Origin of the sequence: Paenibacillus tundrae (assembly GCF_036884255.1) — a bacterium.
GTDB lineage: Bacteria > Bacillota > Bacilli > Paenibacillales > Paenibacillaceae > Paenibacillus.
In genome coordinates, this window is the sequence record NZ_CP145605.1 from 4,855,972 (window position 1) to 4,874,163 (window position 18,192).

Genomic DNA, 18,192 nt, shown 5'->3' on the forward strand with positions numbered 1-18,192 from the left:
TTTATCCACCTTGTACAACCAGACGTTTGATCGCTCTATTCCATAACCAGCACACGAGGAGTGTGAGTCCGGCAATCCATGCCATACCTGTGAGAATCAACGTCGCTATTTCTTGAAGTGGGATCGCTCCCAAATAAACCGCAGCAGGAAGATATCCTAGATATAAGAAGGGTAAAGTTTTGGTAACGGTCACCCAAGAATCAGGAAAGAACCACAAGGGTAAAAAAGAGCCCGAGAAGATGGTAATGAGACCGCCCAACATCCAATTCAGAGCAAAATGATTCATTAGCCAGAATGCCAGTAAGGATATGAGATACCCTAGCAAGAAAGAGATCGCCAAGGCCAAGAGCAGCGCAATCAAGAATAATAACAGATGGGTCACAGAAGCTGGCGGAAGAAAACCAAAAAACACCCATGCAATGAGTAATGAAGGAATGGAGGTGAAAAGCAACTGGTACAACGAATTCCCTAGTCCTTCTGATAATAGGTGAAGCGGATAAGACATCGGTTTGATAAGTTCAGAAGCTATGGAGCCTGTTTTGAGACTGTTATCTACCTTGGAACTAATTCCAGTAAGAAGTAAGGCAGCCAGAAGTGTGTTGATAATGCTATATGTAATCATCTGCTCTACACCGATGCCTTCAATCGTCCCATTCCCTAATACAGCCTTCCATATTTCAGTCAGAATCAGAATAGCAACGAAATTCCCTAACAATCTTAGCCATACTTCAGAACGATACGAAAGTTGATTGGAGAATGTTTTTACCCCGAACATAATGTACGTTTTCAACCTTAGGCTCTCCTCTCATGCGCATTCGCTCGATCTTCTTCCTCCAGCTTTTTATACAGCTTTCGAATGACTGAATCGATATCAACGCTTTCAATCGAGGCATCTTCAATGGCATGTTCACGTGCAATCTGATTCACGCAATCAAATACGGTTCTGTCGCTTTTTTCAAACAAATACGTTTTCCGTAATCCCTCGTTCTTTATTAATTGCATGCCCGGGATATCAATTGCTCCAGACTCTTCCCGGAAATCAATGATTACCTGACGCTGATCACCAAGCGTTCTGCGTAATTGTTCCACAGATCCGTCGTACACCATATTACCTTTGTTCACAACGATCATTCGGTGACAGATCTCTTCAATATCCTTCATGTCATGCGTCGTCAGTACGATGGAGACCTTTTTCTCCTTATTAATCATTCTTAGAAACTCTCGGATCTGTTCTTTGGCCATGACATCTAGACCTATTGTCGGTTCGTCCAAGAATAAAATTTTAGGATCATGTAATAGAGCCATTGCGATCTCTACCCGCATTCTCTGCCCCAAACTTAACTGCCGGACTGGCTTCCCGACAAATGACGATAACGATAGAAGCTCGGAATACATAGTGAAATTTCGGTGATACGTATCGTCTGATAGCTTGTATATGTATTTATGAAGATCGAAGGAATCCTGAACGGGAAGATCCCACCACAACTGGCTTCGTTGTCCAAACACAACACCGATATGCTGTGAATTATGTTGTCTATTCTCATGCGGGATCGAACCCAGCACGCTCAATTGTCCTGAGGTCGGAACCAATATACCCGTCATCATCTTGATCATCGTCGATTTCCCCGCACCGTTTGGCCCTAGATATCCTACTGCTTCTCCTTCCTCGATTGAAAATGAGATATTGCGTACAGCTACCTCTTCCGTATACTGCCTCGTGACTAAGCTTCTCAAGGAACCGATCAGTCCCGGGAATCGCTTGTATTGCCGATACACTTTAGTGATACCGCTTACATCAATAATGCTCATGAATCACACCTCGTCTGCTTCTTTAGGAGTCATGTAACAGAACTCAATTTATTACAATTTTCACCAATCAACTCTTTAGAAACATGTTAGCTTTTTGCTTATGAAATAAGTACCAACATTATTAGATTATTTTTCATATCATAATTAGATATATGTTCTCAATTGCCTATTGGAAGTTCCATTTGACAACCTCTCCAAAAAGGTCTACCCTAATAACGAATCATTCATTCACTATTAAGGAGTCGTTCCCGATGGTGCAAGCCAAGAAAGACGAAGTTAGGAAAGAGATTGAATACGCAGCGCTCAAAGTTTTCTTTGAGAAAGGCTATGTGGATGCCAAGATGAGTGATATTGCCAATGAGATTAACATTTCCGTGGGCAATATCTATACCTATTTTAAGAATAAGAAGGATCTATTCTATGCGGTCGTGCCGCCAGATCTGGTGGATTATCTGAAGAAGGTGCTGGTGGAGACGATTCACTTTGATAACCAAACCTTGTTCGAAGAGACCGATAGCGAGCGTAAGTCTGCACTATTGCAGGAACAAGTGGATGTGTTACGGAAGTATCGGAATCAGATCGTCATTATCTTTGAGAAAAATAAAGGCACCATCTACACCAACGCCAAGAATGAACTTGTTGAGCTGATGATCGAGACCAAGAAGGCTTATCTCAAGAATCAATATAAACGGTATGAGATTGGCACTGAAGAAAACTTAATCTTGCTCGATATTCTCGCCCACAACGTGATCGACATGAACCTGGACTTGTTAAAACGCGAGATGACTGAGGACAGCCGCAAACAGATATTTGAAGCGTTGTATGTATACAGACTCTACGGGATGAAGAGCTTGAACGAATAACAGCCCCTGACCTGTCATCTCCTATCCATGGGTAGAAAACAATACAAAGCGTGCAGATTAGATCGATTTAACTTCATCTAGTTTGCACGTATAAAATCCATATCAGAAGTCACCCTATTTTTTTGAACGAAAAATGAATTAATAATTCACTTTTAAACCAAACACCCTACTACCTAAGGAGGAACACAACATGAACACCGCTTATGCAATAAAAAACATTAATCTAATTCACGGAGATGCGAACCGTAATCTGCAAAAAAATATGACCCTTCTCGTCAATGAGCAAGGACTAATTCAGGATATCGGTCAAGATCATGAGCTACATATCCCAAGCCACTACAATACAATGGATCTCTCTGGAAAATATGTGATGCCAGGGCTCATTAACGCACATGTGCACCTGTTTGCTGATGGGAAACCGTTCAGTCTCTCGGTTAGTGAGGGTATGCTGCAGTTTGCCTATGATCGGATATTGAATACGACATTCGGTAGACGTATGTTGAAAAAACGAATGAAACGCAACGCGCTCACCGCACTTCATGCGGGGGTAACGACAATGCGCAGTGTGGGAGAATTCTTTTACACCGATGTTCAACTTCGGGATGAGATTAATAACGGTGAATTTGTAGGCCCTAACCTACTTGTCTCGGGGTTCTTCTTAAGTGTGACGGGCGGGCATGGTGCTCCTTACCTGGCACTGGTGGGCGACTCGCCTTGGGAGGCACGGAGAAATGTACGAATCAATGTGAAGCACGGCGTCGATCTGATCAAAATCTGCGTCACAGGTGGTGTGACAGATGCCAAGATGGTTGGGGAGGCTGGTCGCCTACAGATGACGGTCGAGGAAGTTGCAGCGATCTGCGATGAAGCACATAAGATTGGTATGCGGGTAGCAGCCCATGTGGAAAGCACGGAAGGTGTTCGAGTTGCGCTACAAGGTGGCGTCGATACGATTGAGCATGGTGCAGAGATGGACGACGAGATTATTCGTTTGTATCAAAATAACCCCAATGCCCTGCATGGTTACACCGCTCTGATTCCAACTTTGCAAGCCGGTTACCCCTCCGCTTCATTGGATACAAATGTGACCCAGGTTAGTCAAACGGTGAAGGAGAATTCCAGATTGATCTATGATTCTATGCTCCAAAGTATGAGACAAGCAGTTGAGAACAATATCACGGTTGGGATTGGTACGGATGCCGCTATGCCTTTCGTGACTCATTATGATATGTGGAGAGAGATGGATCATTATATGAGACGAACCAACCTGAGCAACAAGCACGTTATTGAAATGGTAACCCGTACAAATGCGAAAATCCTAGGCATTGACAAGGTCACAGGTACACTGGACATTGGCAAACAGGCTGATCTGATTGTGCTCGAACAGAGTCCGTTAGAGCAGATTGAAGCCTTGTCAGACATCTCGATGGTTATGGTCAAAGGTAATCTCATTGATAAGCCATCCGTCACTAGAATTCCAGAAGTTGACGCTGTTCTAGATTCTGTTTGGCTAAATTAGTCCCCTCTCCAGATCGGTGTTACAGCTTCATTCCGTACTCGGCAAAAATAGCTGTAAATTTCTTATCAAATATCGCCCAGCGCTTTTGGTCTCCATACTTGGTATGGAGCTGCTGCAAATAATGTCTGGCCTCTTCCGTATCGCCGGTTTGCAATAGAAAGCGGAAGGTTTCGTCGCTTAAATGTAGTGCTGTCTTAGCCATATAATACTCTACTATATCTCTGGCGCTTGTTAGGGTGTACAGGAATGTCATCGCTTCTTCTAAATGCGCCAACAGCTCTCTCTTTAATAACTCTGGGTCAATCTCGGCTGTTAGGACATAATCATCTGGAGCGGATGGAACCAATTCTCTAATTCGGCAGATAAAATGAGCTTTATTCTCCACAACGTTTGCCCCCGGCTGTCCGGATTGCAATTCGGCCAACTCAGTGGAATGGACACTAATATTGATATAGAAACCGACACGATGAACCGTATTGAACTTTACTTTTTGAATGTTGAACTTGTAAACCAATGTTTCATCCGTTTTTTGAAAGTTTAGATCCTGCTTGGAGTACCCCTGTTTCGTAAAATAGGGTTTGATATCATTTTTAATCATTTCCTGAAAAAGCTTTTGCATAAATAGCCCTCCCCAGATGAAATTAGTAATGATCAAGTTCTGCTTACTCTGTCATAATACAACTATAGCAAGAAATGGATGAGTTCAACAAACAGACTCTCTCGGCAACTCTGGTGATGTATCTATATTTTATAATGGATTCTAACTCTACTTAACGGAGGTCAATATGCATGACAGTGAACAAAAAGCGCTGGGTCGTGGGCATCGTTGTTCTCGTTAGTTTATTCGTTGTAAGTGATCTGTTCCTATGGTCTTCCGGGAAGGTTGGCGTATTCAACACGGCGAAGAGAGTTTTGTCAGGCTCACCTCAGGTCACGCTTAACGGCCAGACTTTATCCTATCAGGGGAAGGTTGATTTTGAGGATATAGATGCGATTGAGGAGTATGCCACCAGCGATGAAAGAATACCGTTATACAAAGCGTTACACACTCCCCCATCACCGCCCTGGATTTATGTTAAGCACGAACATACAACCTTTTTCCGTTATAACATCCCGAAGGCTCCTTGGAAAATGTAAAAACAAAAAGTCTTTCAGAACCGAGCTGAAAGACTTGCATCTAATATTTGATATAGCGGTCATATAATATAACTTCTAATGCGCTTGCTTGATCAGCCGAATCGGCCACTAATATAATCCTGTGTGCGCGAATCGACGGGAGTTGCGAATAGATCTTGGGTTGCGCCGTACTCCACGACCTCACCATTGAGGAAAAACACGGTCTGCTGGGATACCCGCGCCGCTTGCTGCATATTGTGGGTGACCATCACGATGGTGTAGCGTTCCTTCAACTCATGTGTGAGCTCCTCAATCTTGAAGGTTGAGACGGGATCAAGGGATGCTGTAGCCTCATCCATCAGTAGAATATCCGGCTCTACTGCTAGTGCGCGTGCAATACAGAGACGCTGCTGCTGTCCTCCAGATAGACTTAATGCGGAACGCTTCAAGTTATCCTTCACTTCATCCCATAACACAGCCGCACGAAGGCTCTGTTCAACGATCTCATCTAGCTTTTTCTTCCCATGAATCCCATGTTGTTTGGGCCCAAAGGCTACGTTCTCGTAGATGGATTTGGGGAAAGGATTAGGCTGCTGGAAGACCATTCCGATTTTTTGGCGAAGAGATTCCACATGCACTTCACCATGATAGATGTCAGCTCCTCCTACGGCCACTTTACCCTCAATGCGTGTGCCGGGAATGCGATCATTCATCCGATTAAGCGTGCGTAGCAGCGTGGACTTCCCACATCCAGACGGCCCGATAAAGGCAGTAATGGCTCGTTCCGAGATATTCATCGAGACCTCTTTAAGCGCTTGGAATGTACCATAATATAAATTCAGCTTATTAATTTCAATAATAGGTTGCACAAGGTGCCCTCCCAGTGGTGAAATGAATTACGTTCCTTATTTGCTTATGCGAAGGATAAACCAGGTAAACAATATTGTCGTAATTTAACCTATCCATTTAGGTTCAATATTGACGTAAGCATAAGATCTTCCTCGCAAGTCGCCTCTCCAAATTAGACTAGGCATACAGCTGTTAGACTTGAGTCTTGCGTGCATTCAACCACAGTGGTACACGGAACAGAATATTAATGAGCAAAGCTACGAAGATCAGTACAGCCGTCGTTTTCTGTGCAATCAGCTCGGCATCCGGTACAATCGCTTCAGATTGGATATACCACAAGTGCACTGCGAGGGTTCCCCCCGGCGAGAACAGATTGAAATCCCACATCTCCCCCGAAGTGGACACACCTGCGGTCAAAATAATAACGGCACTCTCACCAAATGCCCGCCCTGCGGTAAGGCAGATCCCTGTCATAATCCCGTTCAGAGCAACCGGCAGTAATACACTGCGAATCGTCTGTAGATGCGTTGAACCTAATGCAAATGATGCATTGCGGAGTTCAACCGGAACCGCTCGAATCGATTCCTCGGTCACCCTCGTCAGCACCGGCAGATTTAAGAAAGCAAGGCTAATTGCTGCCCCCAAGATGGTTAAACCAATTTCGAAGAACTCCACAAATAAGGCAATCCCGAACAATCCAAAAATAATCGACGGAACAGAGGACAATCCCTCCACACAGATCCGTACAAACTCAATGAGTTTATTGTTCGGAGCGAATTCCGCCAGATAGATTCCGGCTGCCATACCGATAGGAATAGAGACGAGCAAGGAGATAATCAGCACATAGAATGAATTAAATAGTGCCGGCCCAATCCCACCGCCTTCTTCAATCTCACTTGGTAACCCATATAAGAAGTCCCAGCTCAGCTCTGGAAGGCCTTTTTGCAGCAGAAGAAATAGCAGTCCAATGATAAATAGGATGACAACGATACCTATGCCCCAGACCGTGCCCGTAAACAGCCGATCCATCAGCACAGAAGCTCTTCTGCGTTTACTGAATGAATAAGGGGAACCCGCGCTTACCTCTTTTCTCATACTCATGAGCCCTGTACCCCTTTTCTCTGGAACATTCTTACGGCAACAATCATCAATATGGAGATCGCGAGCAAAATAAAGCCCATCATGTACAGACCCCGATTCCAGGTCGAATCGAACTCTACACTTGAAATTTGCATGACGATATTACTCGTCAACACGGATGTTGGTGTAAACAGACTGTTTGGAAGCTGCGCTGTATTGCCGATAACCATCACCACAGCCATCGTTTCCCCGATAGCACGTGTCATTCCGAGAATGACCGCATAAGTAATTCCACCTCTCGCCGCAGGTAAGACAACACGGGTTATCGTCTGAAAACGGTTGGTACCTAGGGCGTACGCCGCATCCCTGTATTTATTCGGTACGGCTGATATGGCGTCATCGCTAATCCGACTAATCGTAGGCAGAATCATAATGGTCAGTACGATGGAGGCTGCGAGCAGACCGTCGGCGAGATCGTTGCCACTTAAATCTCTAAGCCATGGGATGAGGATTGTCAGTCCCAGGAAACCATATACGACCGAAGGAATACCCACCAATAGATCCAGCACAGGACGTAACACTTGACGAAGCCATTTCGGTGTCATTTCCGCCAGAAACACTGCAACTATGACGGAGATCGGAATGGCAAACAGCATGGTGAGTCCTGTCAGAGCCAGCGTACCCAGAATGAAGGTCAGCGCGCCGTAGTGCTCATTCTCGGGGTCCCAGTTCGTGGAGAAGAAGAATTCCTTCAATGAAACATCCGCAAATGTGAGTACACCCGTCCGAAGCATGAGAACCAGAATAGATAACAAAATCAGACATACCAATAGTGCACTGCTAATACAAATCACGCGAAATAGTTTGTTAGACCACCTTAGGCGTGCCTTCCGGTCAAAACGTGTTCCCGAGCCGGGAGCCTTGCCAACATCTGAGCCAAGCTCATTTGGCGCGGAGCTGTTGGCAGGTGCATTCATATCCATCATGACGGACTCTTCCTTTCACATAGAGAAGCCAGCTTGGCGACCACGCGCGGAAGCTGGCTATCCCTTGCCTTATGAAATGTGGAATTAACGAACGGCTACATATAAGAGGTTGTTCAAAAAGTCCGCTTTTGAATACGAAGGATCTTCTCGGTACTGAAAACCGACCTTTTTGAACACGCACTATAAGTTATTTAACAGCTGCGAGTGGAATGAACTTCAGCTTTTTCAGGGAACCATTCTGGAACTTGCTGCTCTGAATATACTCGATGAACGCTTTGGTAGCCCCTGTTGGCTGACCTTTCGTCATGTAATATCCAATGCCCCATACTTTGTACGTTTTGTTCAGAACGTTTTTCTCTGTTGGTGCTACACCGTTGATGGAGACAGCCTTCATTTTGCTCGTTACATACGGAAGGTCGATATAACCGATCGCATTAGGTGTCGTTTCAATCGTTGTTTTCATGTCACCGCTGGAGCCAACTTCTTTGTAGTTGTCCCCTTTGCTCATGAAGTCCTTACCATCCAGTGCTTTTTGTTGGAAGTTAACTCGTGTACCTGATCCGAATTTACGGTTAACTACAACAATGTTTGCATCCGAACCGCCTACCTCTTTCCAGTTCGTAATTTTGCCAGAGAAGATATCTTGTAATTGTTTGGTTGTCAGGTTGCTTACACCGACATTCGTATTCACAACCGCCGTGAACACTGTTACAGCTACCGGATTCGCTACCAAGCCATCAAATTTCTTGAAGCCAGGTACGTCCTTGGAAGCATCCCAGTCCACCGCGCCGATGTCAGCAATACCTTTACGAACGGATTGAGGGCCTGTGATAGAACCCGCTGCGGAAGCAGAGATTTTGACCTTTGGGTTATCTTTCTTGAATTCACTAGCCGCTTGAAGGGTAAGTGGCAGCAACGCCGAGGAACCATTAATTACGATTTTGCCTTTCTCCGTGCTTTTGGCAGCTGATGCCGTCGTAGCGCCACCAAGTCCACCAATTAGCGTTACAGCCATAAGCATTGCTGTGAAGGGTTTGATCCATTTTTTCATGGGAAAATAGTCTCCTCTCAATTTAACAAGCATGGTTAATATTTGATTTTCTCAATCCTTACTTCGTTACAGCTCTCCAGCCCTGTCCTGAACTCACCAACACCTGACCATTCTCAACTACGGCAATCTGGGATCCAACAACCGCAATGGAGGATACGTTCGAGGATACCGTGAATAGCTTCGTCTGGTTGCCTGTGATCGTATCGATGGAATAAATCACGCTGTTGTTATCATCTTGAGCGGCAAGCACAACCAATTTTCCGTTCGACAGAATCACTTGCTCTACGTCATAATCCGCATACACAAAGCTCACCTTCTGGGATGAATCAACAGACATCAGTGTTGCCTTACCCTCTGTAGACGGTACGCTAACGTAATAAGCCTTCTGTCCATCTGCAGACCATACAAACAGCTTGTCATCGGTTGTAGTGGTGAGTTTCACCGCTTCAGGTTTTGAATCACCGATGTTATACGAATAAATCTGCTGTTGATCAGACGAGAAATCGATCGATACATTATCTTCGTCGACATTCGTTGAATCCGAAGTCACTTTGCTAAGTGACGTTACTCTATAGACAAATTTCTTGCCATCCGCGGAGACGTTCAAATTCTCTTTATAATCCACCTTGTCTTCCACCAGTTTGGTAATGGCTCCATCAGCCAGGTTCAGCTTGGCAATGACCGATCCTTTCTCCCCTTGCAAAAAGTAAATCGCACTACCATCTGCTGCCCACACCAGATCGGACTTAATGCTGTTATCACTCGTAATTAATTTTGAATTTTGTGTATTAAGGTCAATGGTGTAGACGGCTCCTTCGGCGTTGGTATAGACCGCACTGTCACCGTTCGGGGAGATAACGAGATCTGATCCGCCGTCTGTCGTGAACAACAGTTCATATTTACCGTTCGTTGCATTCACGAGATAGTCCGATCTGCCCTTGTCGTCATTTTTGGATACAATCAGCTTATCCGTTCCAGCAAAACGTGGACTCTCGGCTTCTGCCAACAATGGAATCGTGCTAATCTCAAGTACGCCGGCTCTCTTCACAAGTGTACCGCCAACTCCAGCAATGAGCGGACGAAGTGCAACGTAGCTCGTTCCCCCAATAAGGGCAACCGGTTGGGTCAGATTCGTAGTAGTACCGTCAACTACGAACTGTTTAGAATTCTGCTCAAGCTGCACAGTATGTTCATTTAACTTGATGGTTGTAGTTCCGTTATGTACCTCGGTCTGTGCACCGATGGCTTTGGTCACATCACGAAGGGATACCAACGTCTCACCGTTCTTAACGATCGAACGAATTGTGACGGTATTGCCGTTTATGGTAAACGTGGAATGTTGGATCTGAGCTGCATTGGAGACAGGTTTCACGGCAGGAGCAGCCGAGACCGCACTTACAACAGAAGTGCCTAACGCTGTGGCTACCATGGACACTACTAACGCCTTTTTCATTACCATTGGCTATGTTCACCCTTCTTTTCCCATATAATTTGCCTTGTTTGTCGTGTCCTGCTGTTCATGTTCTGCGTATTGCTCGGATCTGCATTTTGCATCATTTGTTGTGAGAATCACCTATTGAATTGATGCAAAATGACCGTTAATCCCCCTGCTGGCTCATCCCCCCATACTCCCACGTTTCTACTCAAAATCACCTTGTACGATTGCTATTATAGGAGCGATTTGTAAAAAGGAAATCTGTGGATTGTGCTTGAATTGTAAATAATTTCATATCACCCTAAAGAGCGCGTAGAACGTGATCGGTGACTCGCTACGAACCCTAAATATGACTCCACGTGATAAGTAAAATTGTCGCTTTTGCTCATATCGCTGACATACTTCATTAAGCTCTGTTATGTGAACGTAAACTCGTAAATTCAATTAACGAAACTCTTGATTTTCGGTCGGCATTAACGGCTTGATCCACTTTTTTATTTCCTCAAATATGGCTCCAGACCGCTCCTTCGCAACACCTAACCACAGTAGAATCCGACAAATTTCCACCTAAGACTCAAGACGGACGATAATCTCACACCAGCGTACGATTTGAAATAATCACCGATCAAGTAACATAGAGGTATACGTTCATGAGCAACTGGCACATGGATAAATTAAATGTGAAGGTGAAAGGTACATACCCTATGAAAAAGGTGAAACAAACGATGTTGTTCTGCTTGAGTATTACAGTGTTGGCACTCAGTATTGCCGTTCTTTATTTTCCAACATGGACATCCTCCATAGAAGGCTCTAACAGTATCCATGTCCTAGAACAAGTGAACATCAATGGCACAGATCATGAGATCATGATCCGGGGTCAGGATCTGAGTAATCCGGTTATTCTGTATATACACGGTGGACCTGGTGCATCTGAGATCCCTTACGCTAAGAAAGTTCAAGATCTATTGGAAACGAGATTTACAATTGTCAACTATGATCAGAGAGCAAGCGGTAAGTCCTATCATTTTTTTGAAGACTATTCCAATCTCTCCGCTAACTTGTTAGTGCAAGATGCACTAGCCATCACGGATTACATCACTACACGTCTGGGGAAAGAGAAAGTGATCTTAATGGGTCATTCCTACGGCACGTACATCGGCACGCTTGCTGCACAGCAAACACCGGAGAAATACGAAGCCTACATTGGAGTTGGACAAATGGCGGATATTCAGCAGAGCGAGACGGACGGATGGAATGAGATGATGGAGCAAGCTCGGCTGGCTGGTAATGATGAGGACGTACACCAGTTGGAGCAGATATATGGTGCCATTGCACAAGGGCAAGCCTTTGTACCGCGCGATATCGTGAAGCGATATGGTGGTGCTTCAAGGTTGATAGACAGCCCTGAAGCTACCTTCTTCGGAATGACGTTCAGCAGTGAATATACGATGCTTGATGCCATCCGCTACAATAAAGGGATTATATTTTCACAAGAGGTGCTGATCGCTGAGGCTATGCATCATCCTTTACCTTCCAAGATTACAAAGCTGGATCTGCCCTTTTATTTCATTATGGGGGATTACGACTATATGACCTCCTCCCATGCAGCTAAGTTGTTCTACGACAACATTGAAGCAGACCACAAAGAATTTATCTCTTACAAGCAGTCAGCTCATTATCCCCACTATGAAGAAAAGCAGAAGTTCTTCAATTGGATGGTAGATACCTTTCGAAATTAGACTTAGACATTAGAAACACCCAGCTCCATTTGCTCGCGCCAGAACTCGAAAAAGCTCTGCAAGTCATGGACGACTCGCAGAGCGATCTATATAACTTGAACTAAAGAATATTTACACTTGCCACTCCAATGACAGAACAACCTTACGATCGCTGTTATCCCCAGATTTTTTTGATTCCCTCTATAACGGGAAAATCCGGGGATAAAGGCGACCGCTCCGCTTCTTCAGGTTATTTCTGTCCTCTCCGTTTCCGTGTAAATGTTTAGTTCAATTTATATAGCATTGGATATGAATGAGCAGACTGGCCTACAAGGTATGGCACAACCTACTTTGCAAAAAGAATTGAATCCGTCTCGCTACTCAAGGTCAAAGTAGCATACTCGTTAAGAACGGGTACAGCGCCATTGAACTCAATAGGCAACACGACATAACTAGATTGGAAATAATCCGCCCCATTCCAGCGATCCGAAAAATATAGATACTCCTGCGCTGATCGCTTCAGTACAAAAGCCGGCTGTGTACGATACGTCGTCTCATCACCGAAGTCATAGAGCATGCTCCACGAACCTTCCATTGAATCGGCCATCGCATACTTCCCTTGGTTCGGTTCCCAACCTGTGCAAAAAGAGGTAAGCATATAATACTTCTCATGCCGCTTGAACACGGCTGGGGCTTCCCGATATTCACCCTGCCACAGCTTCGAGACTAAACGTTCTACATTCAGGTAATCTTCCTGAAGACGATAGATATGCAGATCCGCATTGTCTCTGGCCGCCGAGATAAAATAAGCTGTTCCATCATCATCCTGAAAGAGTGTGCAATCTCTCGACATATACCCGTAAGGATTGAAGCTCCCGTGATAGACAAATTGACGATCCGGATAATCGGAGGTGGCTACAGCACATGCAGCGTCATTGTAATTCTTTCCATTCTCATAGTGCACCCAGAGCACAAATTTCTTAGTCACGGGATTAAAAAGAACTTTGGGGCGCTCAAGGTTTACCTTACCACCCTCATCATTCACTAACTCCAACTTCGTGCGGACTCGTATGGATGCCGTTGGAGTCGAAGTCGTCAGGATGTGATCCCGAAACTCCCACTGGAATAGATCCTTGGATCGGTAACAACTCACATAGATATCATCTCTTCGGTCTTCACCGTACCAATAATAGTAACCATCATGATATAACATATGCCCACCGTGAGCATGAATGGGTTCACCGTTGATATCATTCCAGAGACTACCGTTGACTAATGTTGTCTTCATGACGTTACCTCTCTTCTGTCGACATTCACTCTCGGGAAACATCATTAATTAATACATCGTTCACTAGGACGCTGAGTCGCTAGGTTACTCGATGTCCTCTCCAAACACTTTGACTTCCCATAATCTTGGTGTGTACCAGTTGTTAGGATTGTTATGAAGCGTTGCACCTTGCATATTGATTCGCACATATCTGGCCGTACTTGATAAGGTATCCGAAGTAAATCCGTAGGATTTATTGTCCGTTCGATCCAATGCGACGGTCCAATTCACATTATCGTTGCTCGTCTCGATTTTATATTTATAGAATCCTTCGGAGCCTTTTTGCATCCACCATGAAATCTGTACATTGTTAATCTGCTGCACTGATCCAAGATCCACCTTCCACCAATGTGGCCATGCAACGCTGGTACCTACCCATTCGGTTTGATAGCTTCCATCATTAGCGTAACTCGCTGGTTTCGTTCCTGTTGCCGTTTGTGCAGTTGCCTCTTTCCCTTGTGACAGTAGTCTTCCGTCCTGTACAGGAACGACGACATCATTGACTGTATCGTATAACACCTGATCAAAATAATCATAGAATGCGTATCCGTTAGAGAACCAAACTGGTAACAATCGTTCCTCTGTGGTTCCATTTTGCGTGCCTGCCCATCCGAACATCCAGCGATATGCAACCATCACGACATTGTCGCCCGTATCTGGGGTGACCCGCATAACCGAGCCAGACTGTGCCGAGAAGGTCGAGGTATTACCAATTACGCGTAGTTCAGACCATTCTCCATCGAGGCTTGTGGCAGATGAGTACATCGGTATGCTTGGATACCAGCCCGCAGCTTGGGAGGAGAATAAATAATAGATGCCGTCTTTTTTGATTACCTTGGGCAGTTCCCGGTGCTGGTTCTGATAAATGGTAGACACTTGGTGATCGACATCCAGCCAATCGGAAGTTAACTGATACAATATCGTATCCGAATTATTATTCGCCGTAGAGATCAAGTACGCTGTACCATCATCATCTTTGAAAATGGAGATATCTCTAGATTCATTTCCACCTGGTCGGAAGCTCTTATGAAATGTAAAATCTTCTCCAGGTGTGGCAGATGCCACTGATACTCTGGCAAGTGTATAGTCTGTGCTGTTCTCATAGTGAGCCCAAAATACAAACTTATTGGTAGAAGCATGGTAGAGAATATTAATTCCCTCAAATTTGCTATCCGCCAAGTCTGGATGATCGGTATAAGATAGCACCACTTTATCGTTGCCGTAGGTAATATCATCGGTTGACGTCTGTTGGATCATCTGACCGAATCCACCTGTTGGCTTTTGAACAAAGTTGAATCTGTAGTAGGTATCCCCGACTTTGAGTTCATTCGGCAGGTTCAGAGTTGACTTGCTTGTATTATCAAACGTAGTCAGGTTCTCTGGAAGCACATATGGCGTATATGCGGGTGAAACCGCGGAGGTTAGCACGGTGCTTCCCCCATACGCTTTCACTTGATAGGTATACGTGCTACCTAGTTGAAGATCATAATCATCTGTTGTTGTCCCAGTTAAGGTCTGTAATAACTCATAAGCCCCATTGTTCTCGGAGCGAAGCAATTCATACCCGGTCGCTCCGTCAACAGGTGCCCAGTGGATCTTGGCATTGTTCACCTCAGAATCGTTCTTTAGTACAAACAGCGTTGCAGCAATATTCGTCTCTTCACCCGCAGCTTGAGTGGTTGGTACAGCAGCAGAGAAATGGTATGCCAGCAATAGAAATGCAACAATGATTGCTATTCTTGATTTTTTTATCATCACGCTGAGTCATCTCCTTATTATTTCAGATTCATCAATGCCATGACATCTGTCTTGCTCGCTTGATTGTACCAATCGTTGACTTCCTCAGTTACTTCATCGCCGCCCTTCTCGTGCCATTGCTTAACAAAGGTATCGAACGCTTCGAGCGGTTCATTGCCATAAATGATCTTGGTGAATATCTCTTGTTCCATGGTCGTCAACTGTTCCCATATGTTTTGCATCGTTGGTGTAGGTGGGCCGTTAAAATCATTGGGTACCAAGGAATCGCGGTTCTCATAAGAGATTCGATATCCGTCTTTGGTCGTTTGATCCCTTGAATCACTCTGAAGGAGAACACCTGTATCCGGTTCTACCCCATTAGCCAGATCGTAGTAAGACTGACCAGGACCGTCGACGCTTGGTGTATTTTTCGTAAAGGCCATTTTCCCTACCCCTTGCACGGCTTCCAACGGTGTATTGAATTGCTGCGGGTCGAAGGTGACTTCTTCGTTGACGATATCGTAGTCATATCCCTGCGCATAGCCGTATTTAAACTCTCCTGTGCCAAACGCAGCATCGTACATTTTATCGTAGTATAGGAAGAAGGCCTCCATGTTCTGAAAGTCCTTGTTAAACATAAATACGCCATCGTTCAATTGAGCAGTCTGATAGGTTCTATCTCCGTTCACACCTTGGATGGTCGGATAGGGAACAACTTTGGCACCCTCTATATTTTTCTCCACATCCTTCACACTGCCGTATAACCAAGGTCGACCGACGATAATGCCTGCCTTGCCTTCCGTAAAGTCTGACAAAGCGTCCCATGCTCCCTGCGTAGCCAGCTCTTTGTTCAAATATCCTTTCGCATACCAATCACGCAGCTTGCCAAGTGCCTCCTTGTTGCCTGGAGCGACCGATCCATAGGCCAGTTTGCCATTATCGTTAACCCATTGTCTTGGAAGATGTTTACCTGTATATGCACTGAAAATCATGACTGGATCACTCACCCAGCCTGTGTTGTACGAATCCTTCCCCGAGAAAGTAAAGCCATATGTATCCTGCTTGCCATTACCATCCGGGTCATCATTCGTAAATGCCGCAATGACTTGCTCGAACTCTTCCAGTGTTGTTGGCGCTTTCAATTGTAGTTTGTCGAGCCAATCTTGGCGAATCAGCATGACTTCACCTTCTGTGAGATTTGGCGCAATGGCCATACCATACACTTTGCCGTCCCGAACAACCGGATTGAAGGTCGATGGATATTGTTTGTAGATTTCCTTGATGCGGTCAGGCATGTATGTTGCGATATCTTCCGTAATTTCCTTCACCTGTCCAGATTCGATTAAGTCATTAATCAGCATCGTGTCATAGACCGGTAGAACGTCTGGCAGCTTCTCTGAACCCGTTAGTGCAAGCCGTAACTTGGTATTATATTGTGAAGCATCACCCCCAAGCAGCGTAGTTTCGATCTTAATGCCCAGTTTTTCCTCGCCCCAGCGAGTTAACACATTGTCATTCAAGCTTTCGCCGTTGATGTATTTCCCTGAATTCTCATCCTGTTGTTTGGCAATCGTCATGGTCAACGGCGGATCATACTTTCCATCTTTCAGCACGGATTCTGGCGTCGCAACGGTATTGCTCTCGCCACTGCTACAACCGGCTACGACAAGTGCTGACAACATGATTGTACTTAACATTTTCCACACGTTACTTCTTTCTCTCATAGAGATAATCCCCCTCTGCTCGACTGGTGTTGCTATGAATACTATGGAATCCAAACCATGTAAGCATGAATCCGAACATGTGACTTACCTCTTCTTACTCTTTGACAGCCCCCAGCACAATTCCCTTCACGAAATATCGTTGTAAAAAAGGATAAACCATAATAATTGGCAGTGTGCTCACGAATATTTGGGCTGCCTTGATGCTCTGTTCCGACATCGCTTCCACTTCCGACTGACTCATCGCCATGTTCTGCATGTTGCTCTGCACCACTACGGTCTGTAGGAAAGAAGCCAGCGGATACTTACTCGCATCCGACATGTACAATATACCGTCAAACCAGGAATTCCAGTGCCCTACCATAATAAACAAGGATACCGTAGCTATGCCTGGTAGAGACAACGGTAAATAAATTTTGCTAAGGATTGCAAAAAAGGAAGCTCCATCGATAAATGCTGCTTCTTCCAGCGCTTTCGGGATCGTTTTGAAGAAATTGACAAGAAGAATCAGGTTATACGCTCCGAATGCTCCCGGCAAGACCAACGCCCAGATGGTATCCTTCAAACCAAGACCTGTAACCAAAATATAAGAAGGAATTAATCCACCAGAGAAGAGCATGGTGAAGATAAAAAACCACATCAGCACGTTGCGTCCCCGGAATTCCTTGGACAGCGCATATCCTGCGCAAGTAAGAATAAACATGCTGATGGATGTTCCGAGAACCGTTCGAAGAATCGAAGTCCACATGGAACTGATAAAGTTAGAATTGCTAAACGTTTTGACATAGGCGTCCATATTGAAGCCGACCGGCCAAAAGGATACCAAATTACCGCTTATTGCCGCCTTACTACTGAGGGATTGCGCGAGCAAATGAAGCAGTGGAAGAAAACACACCAGTCCTGCCAAGATCATAAACGCATAATTGAATACGGAGAAAACTCTATACCCTGTCGTCTTATGGTACATACTGCCTCTCCCTC

General features: G+C 45.0%; 16 protein-coding genes. 4 read left to right on the top strand and 12 right to left on the bottom strand.

The window, feature by feature from the left end; translation table 11 throughout:
* Position 1: 1 nt before the first annotated feature.
* Both V6W81_RS21840 and V6W81_RS21845 read right to left on the bottom strand, forming a co-directional pair.
* Complete coding sequence (locus tag V6W81_RS21840) at positions 2–790, bottom strand: ABC transporter permease (RefSeq protein WP_338540375.1); 789 nt, start codon at positions 788–790, stop codon at positions 2–4.
* 2 nt (positions 791–792) lie between these two features.
* Positions 793–1,809, bottom strand: coding sequence for an ABC transporter ATP-binding protein (locus tag V6W81_RS21845; RefSeq protein WP_338540376.1), 1,017 nt, complete (start codon positions 1,807–1,809; stop codon positions 793–795).
* Between the two features lie 251 nt (positions 1,810–2,060).
* On the opposite strand from V6W81_RS21845, the gene V6W81_RS21850 reads away from it, so the two are divergent.
* Positions 2,061–2,672, top strand: coding sequence for a TetR/AcrR family transcriptional regulator (locus V6W81_RS21850; RefSeq protein ID WP_338540377.1), 612 nt, complete (start codon positions 2,061–2,063; stop codon positions 2,670–2,672).
* Between the two features lie 190 nt (positions 2,673–2,862).
* The gene (locus V6W81_RS21855) at positions 2,863–4,191 is read left to right on the top strand and encodes an amidohydrolase family protein (RefSeq protein ID WP_338540378.1); all 1,329 of its coding nucleotides are present in this window, start codon (positions 2,863–2,865) and stop codon (positions 4,189–4,191) included.
* A gap of 19 nt (positions 4,192–4,210) precedes the next feature.
* Here the strand turns inward: V6W81_RS21855 and V6W81_RS21860 are convergent, their stop codons facing one another.
* A complete protein-coding gene (locus tag V6W81_RS21860) occupies positions 4,211–4,810 on the bottom strand; it encodes a DUF4304 domain-containing protein (protein ID WP_338540379.1) in 600 nt (199 codons plus the stop codon).
* Positions 4,811–4,980: 170 nt separating this feature from the next.
* Between V6W81_RS21860 and V6W81_RS21865 the strand changes: the two genes are divergently transcribed.
* Positions 4,981–5,328, top strand: a complete 348-nt coding sequence (locus tag V6W81_RS21865) for a hypothetical protein (protein ID WP_338540380.1) — start codon at positions 4,981–4,983, stop codon at positions 5,326–5,328.
* A gap of 92 nt (positions 5,329–5,420) precedes the next feature.
* Here the strand turns inward: V6W81_RS21865 and pstB are convergent, their stop codons facing one another.
* From pstB to V6W81_RS21890, 5 genes are all read right to left on the bottom strand, one after another.
* Positions 5,421–6,176 carry a phosphate ABC transporter ATP-binding protein PstB gene (gene pstB / locus V6W81_RS21870; RefSeq protein ID WP_338540381.1) on the bottom strand — a complete coding sequence of 252 codons (756 nt, stop codon included), beginning with the start codon at positions 6,174–6,176 and terminating at the stop codon, positions 5,421–5,423.
* A 172-nt stretch (positions 6,177–6,348) separates the two neighbouring features.
* Positions 6,349–7,257 (bottom strand): phosphate ABC transporter permease PstA, encoded by a 909-nt coding sequence (pstA, locus tag V6W81_RS21875; protein ID WP_145046786.1) that lies wholly within the window; start codon positions 7,255–7,257, stop codon positions 6,349–6,351.
* The gene (gene pstC, locus V6W81_RS21880) at positions 7,254–8,222 is read right to left on the bottom strand and encodes a phosphate ABC transporter permease subunit PstC (protein WP_338540382.1); all 969 of its coding nucleotides are present in this window, start codon (positions 8,220–8,222) and stop codon (positions 7,254–7,256) included. The genes pstA and pstC overlap by 4 nt, the downstream gene beginning before the upstream one ends.
* Before the next feature lie 187 nt (positions 8,223–8,409).
* Positions 8,410–9,273, bottom strand: coding sequence for a phosphate ABC transporter substrate-binding protein (locus tag V6W81_RS21885; RefSeq protein WP_056701493.1), 864 nt, complete (start codon positions 9,271–9,273; stop codon positions 8,410–8,412).
* A gap of 58 nt (positions 9,274–9,331) precedes the next feature.
* Complete coding sequence (locus V6W81_RS21890; RefSeq protein WP_338540383.1) at positions 9,332–10,732, bottom strand: stalk domain-containing protein; 1,401 nt, start codon at positions 10,730–10,732, stop codon at positions 9,332–9,334.
* A gap of 680 nt (positions 10,733–11,412) precedes the next feature.
* On the opposite strand from V6W81_RS21890, the gene V6W81_RS21895 reads away from it, so the two are divergent.
* Positions 11,413–12,447, top strand: coding sequence for an alpha/beta fold hydrolase (locus tag V6W81_RS21895; protein WP_338544043.1), 1,035 nt, complete (start codon positions 11,413–11,415; stop codon positions 12,445–12,447).
* A gap of 325 nt (positions 12,448–12,772) precedes the next feature.
* Here V6W81_RS21895 and V6W81_RS21900 read toward each other — a convergent pair whose 3' ends face one another.
* From V6W81_RS21900 to V6W81_RS21915, 4 genes are all read right to left on the bottom strand, one after another.
* Positions 12,773–13,714 carry a family 43 glycosylhydrolase gene (locus V6W81_RS21900; RefSeq protein ID WP_338540384.1) on the bottom strand — a complete coding sequence of 314 codons (942 nt, stop codon included), beginning with the start codon at positions 13,712–13,714 and terminating at the stop codon, positions 12,773–12,775.
* Between the two features lie 84 nt (positions 13,715–13,798).
* Positions 13,799–15,508, bottom strand: a complete 1,710-nt coding sequence (locus V6W81_RS21905; protein WP_338544044.1) for a discoidin domain-containing protein — start codon at positions 15,506–15,508, stop codon at positions 13,799–13,801.
* Between the two features lie 20 nt (positions 15,509–15,528).
* Positions 15,529–17,214 carry an extracellular solute-binding protein gene (locus V6W81_RS21910; protein ID WP_338540385.1) on the bottom strand — a complete coding sequence of 562 codons (1,686 nt, stop codon included), beginning with the start codon at positions 17,212–17,214 and terminating at the stop codon, positions 15,529–15,531.
* A 94-nt stretch (positions 17,215–17,308) separates the two neighbouring features.
* A complete protein-coding gene (locus V6W81_RS21915) occupies positions 17,309–18,178 on the bottom strand; it encodes a carbohydrate ABC transporter permease (protein WP_338540386.1) in 870 nt (289 codons plus the stop codon).
* Between the last annotated feature and the right edge of the window lie 14 nt (positions 18,179–18,192).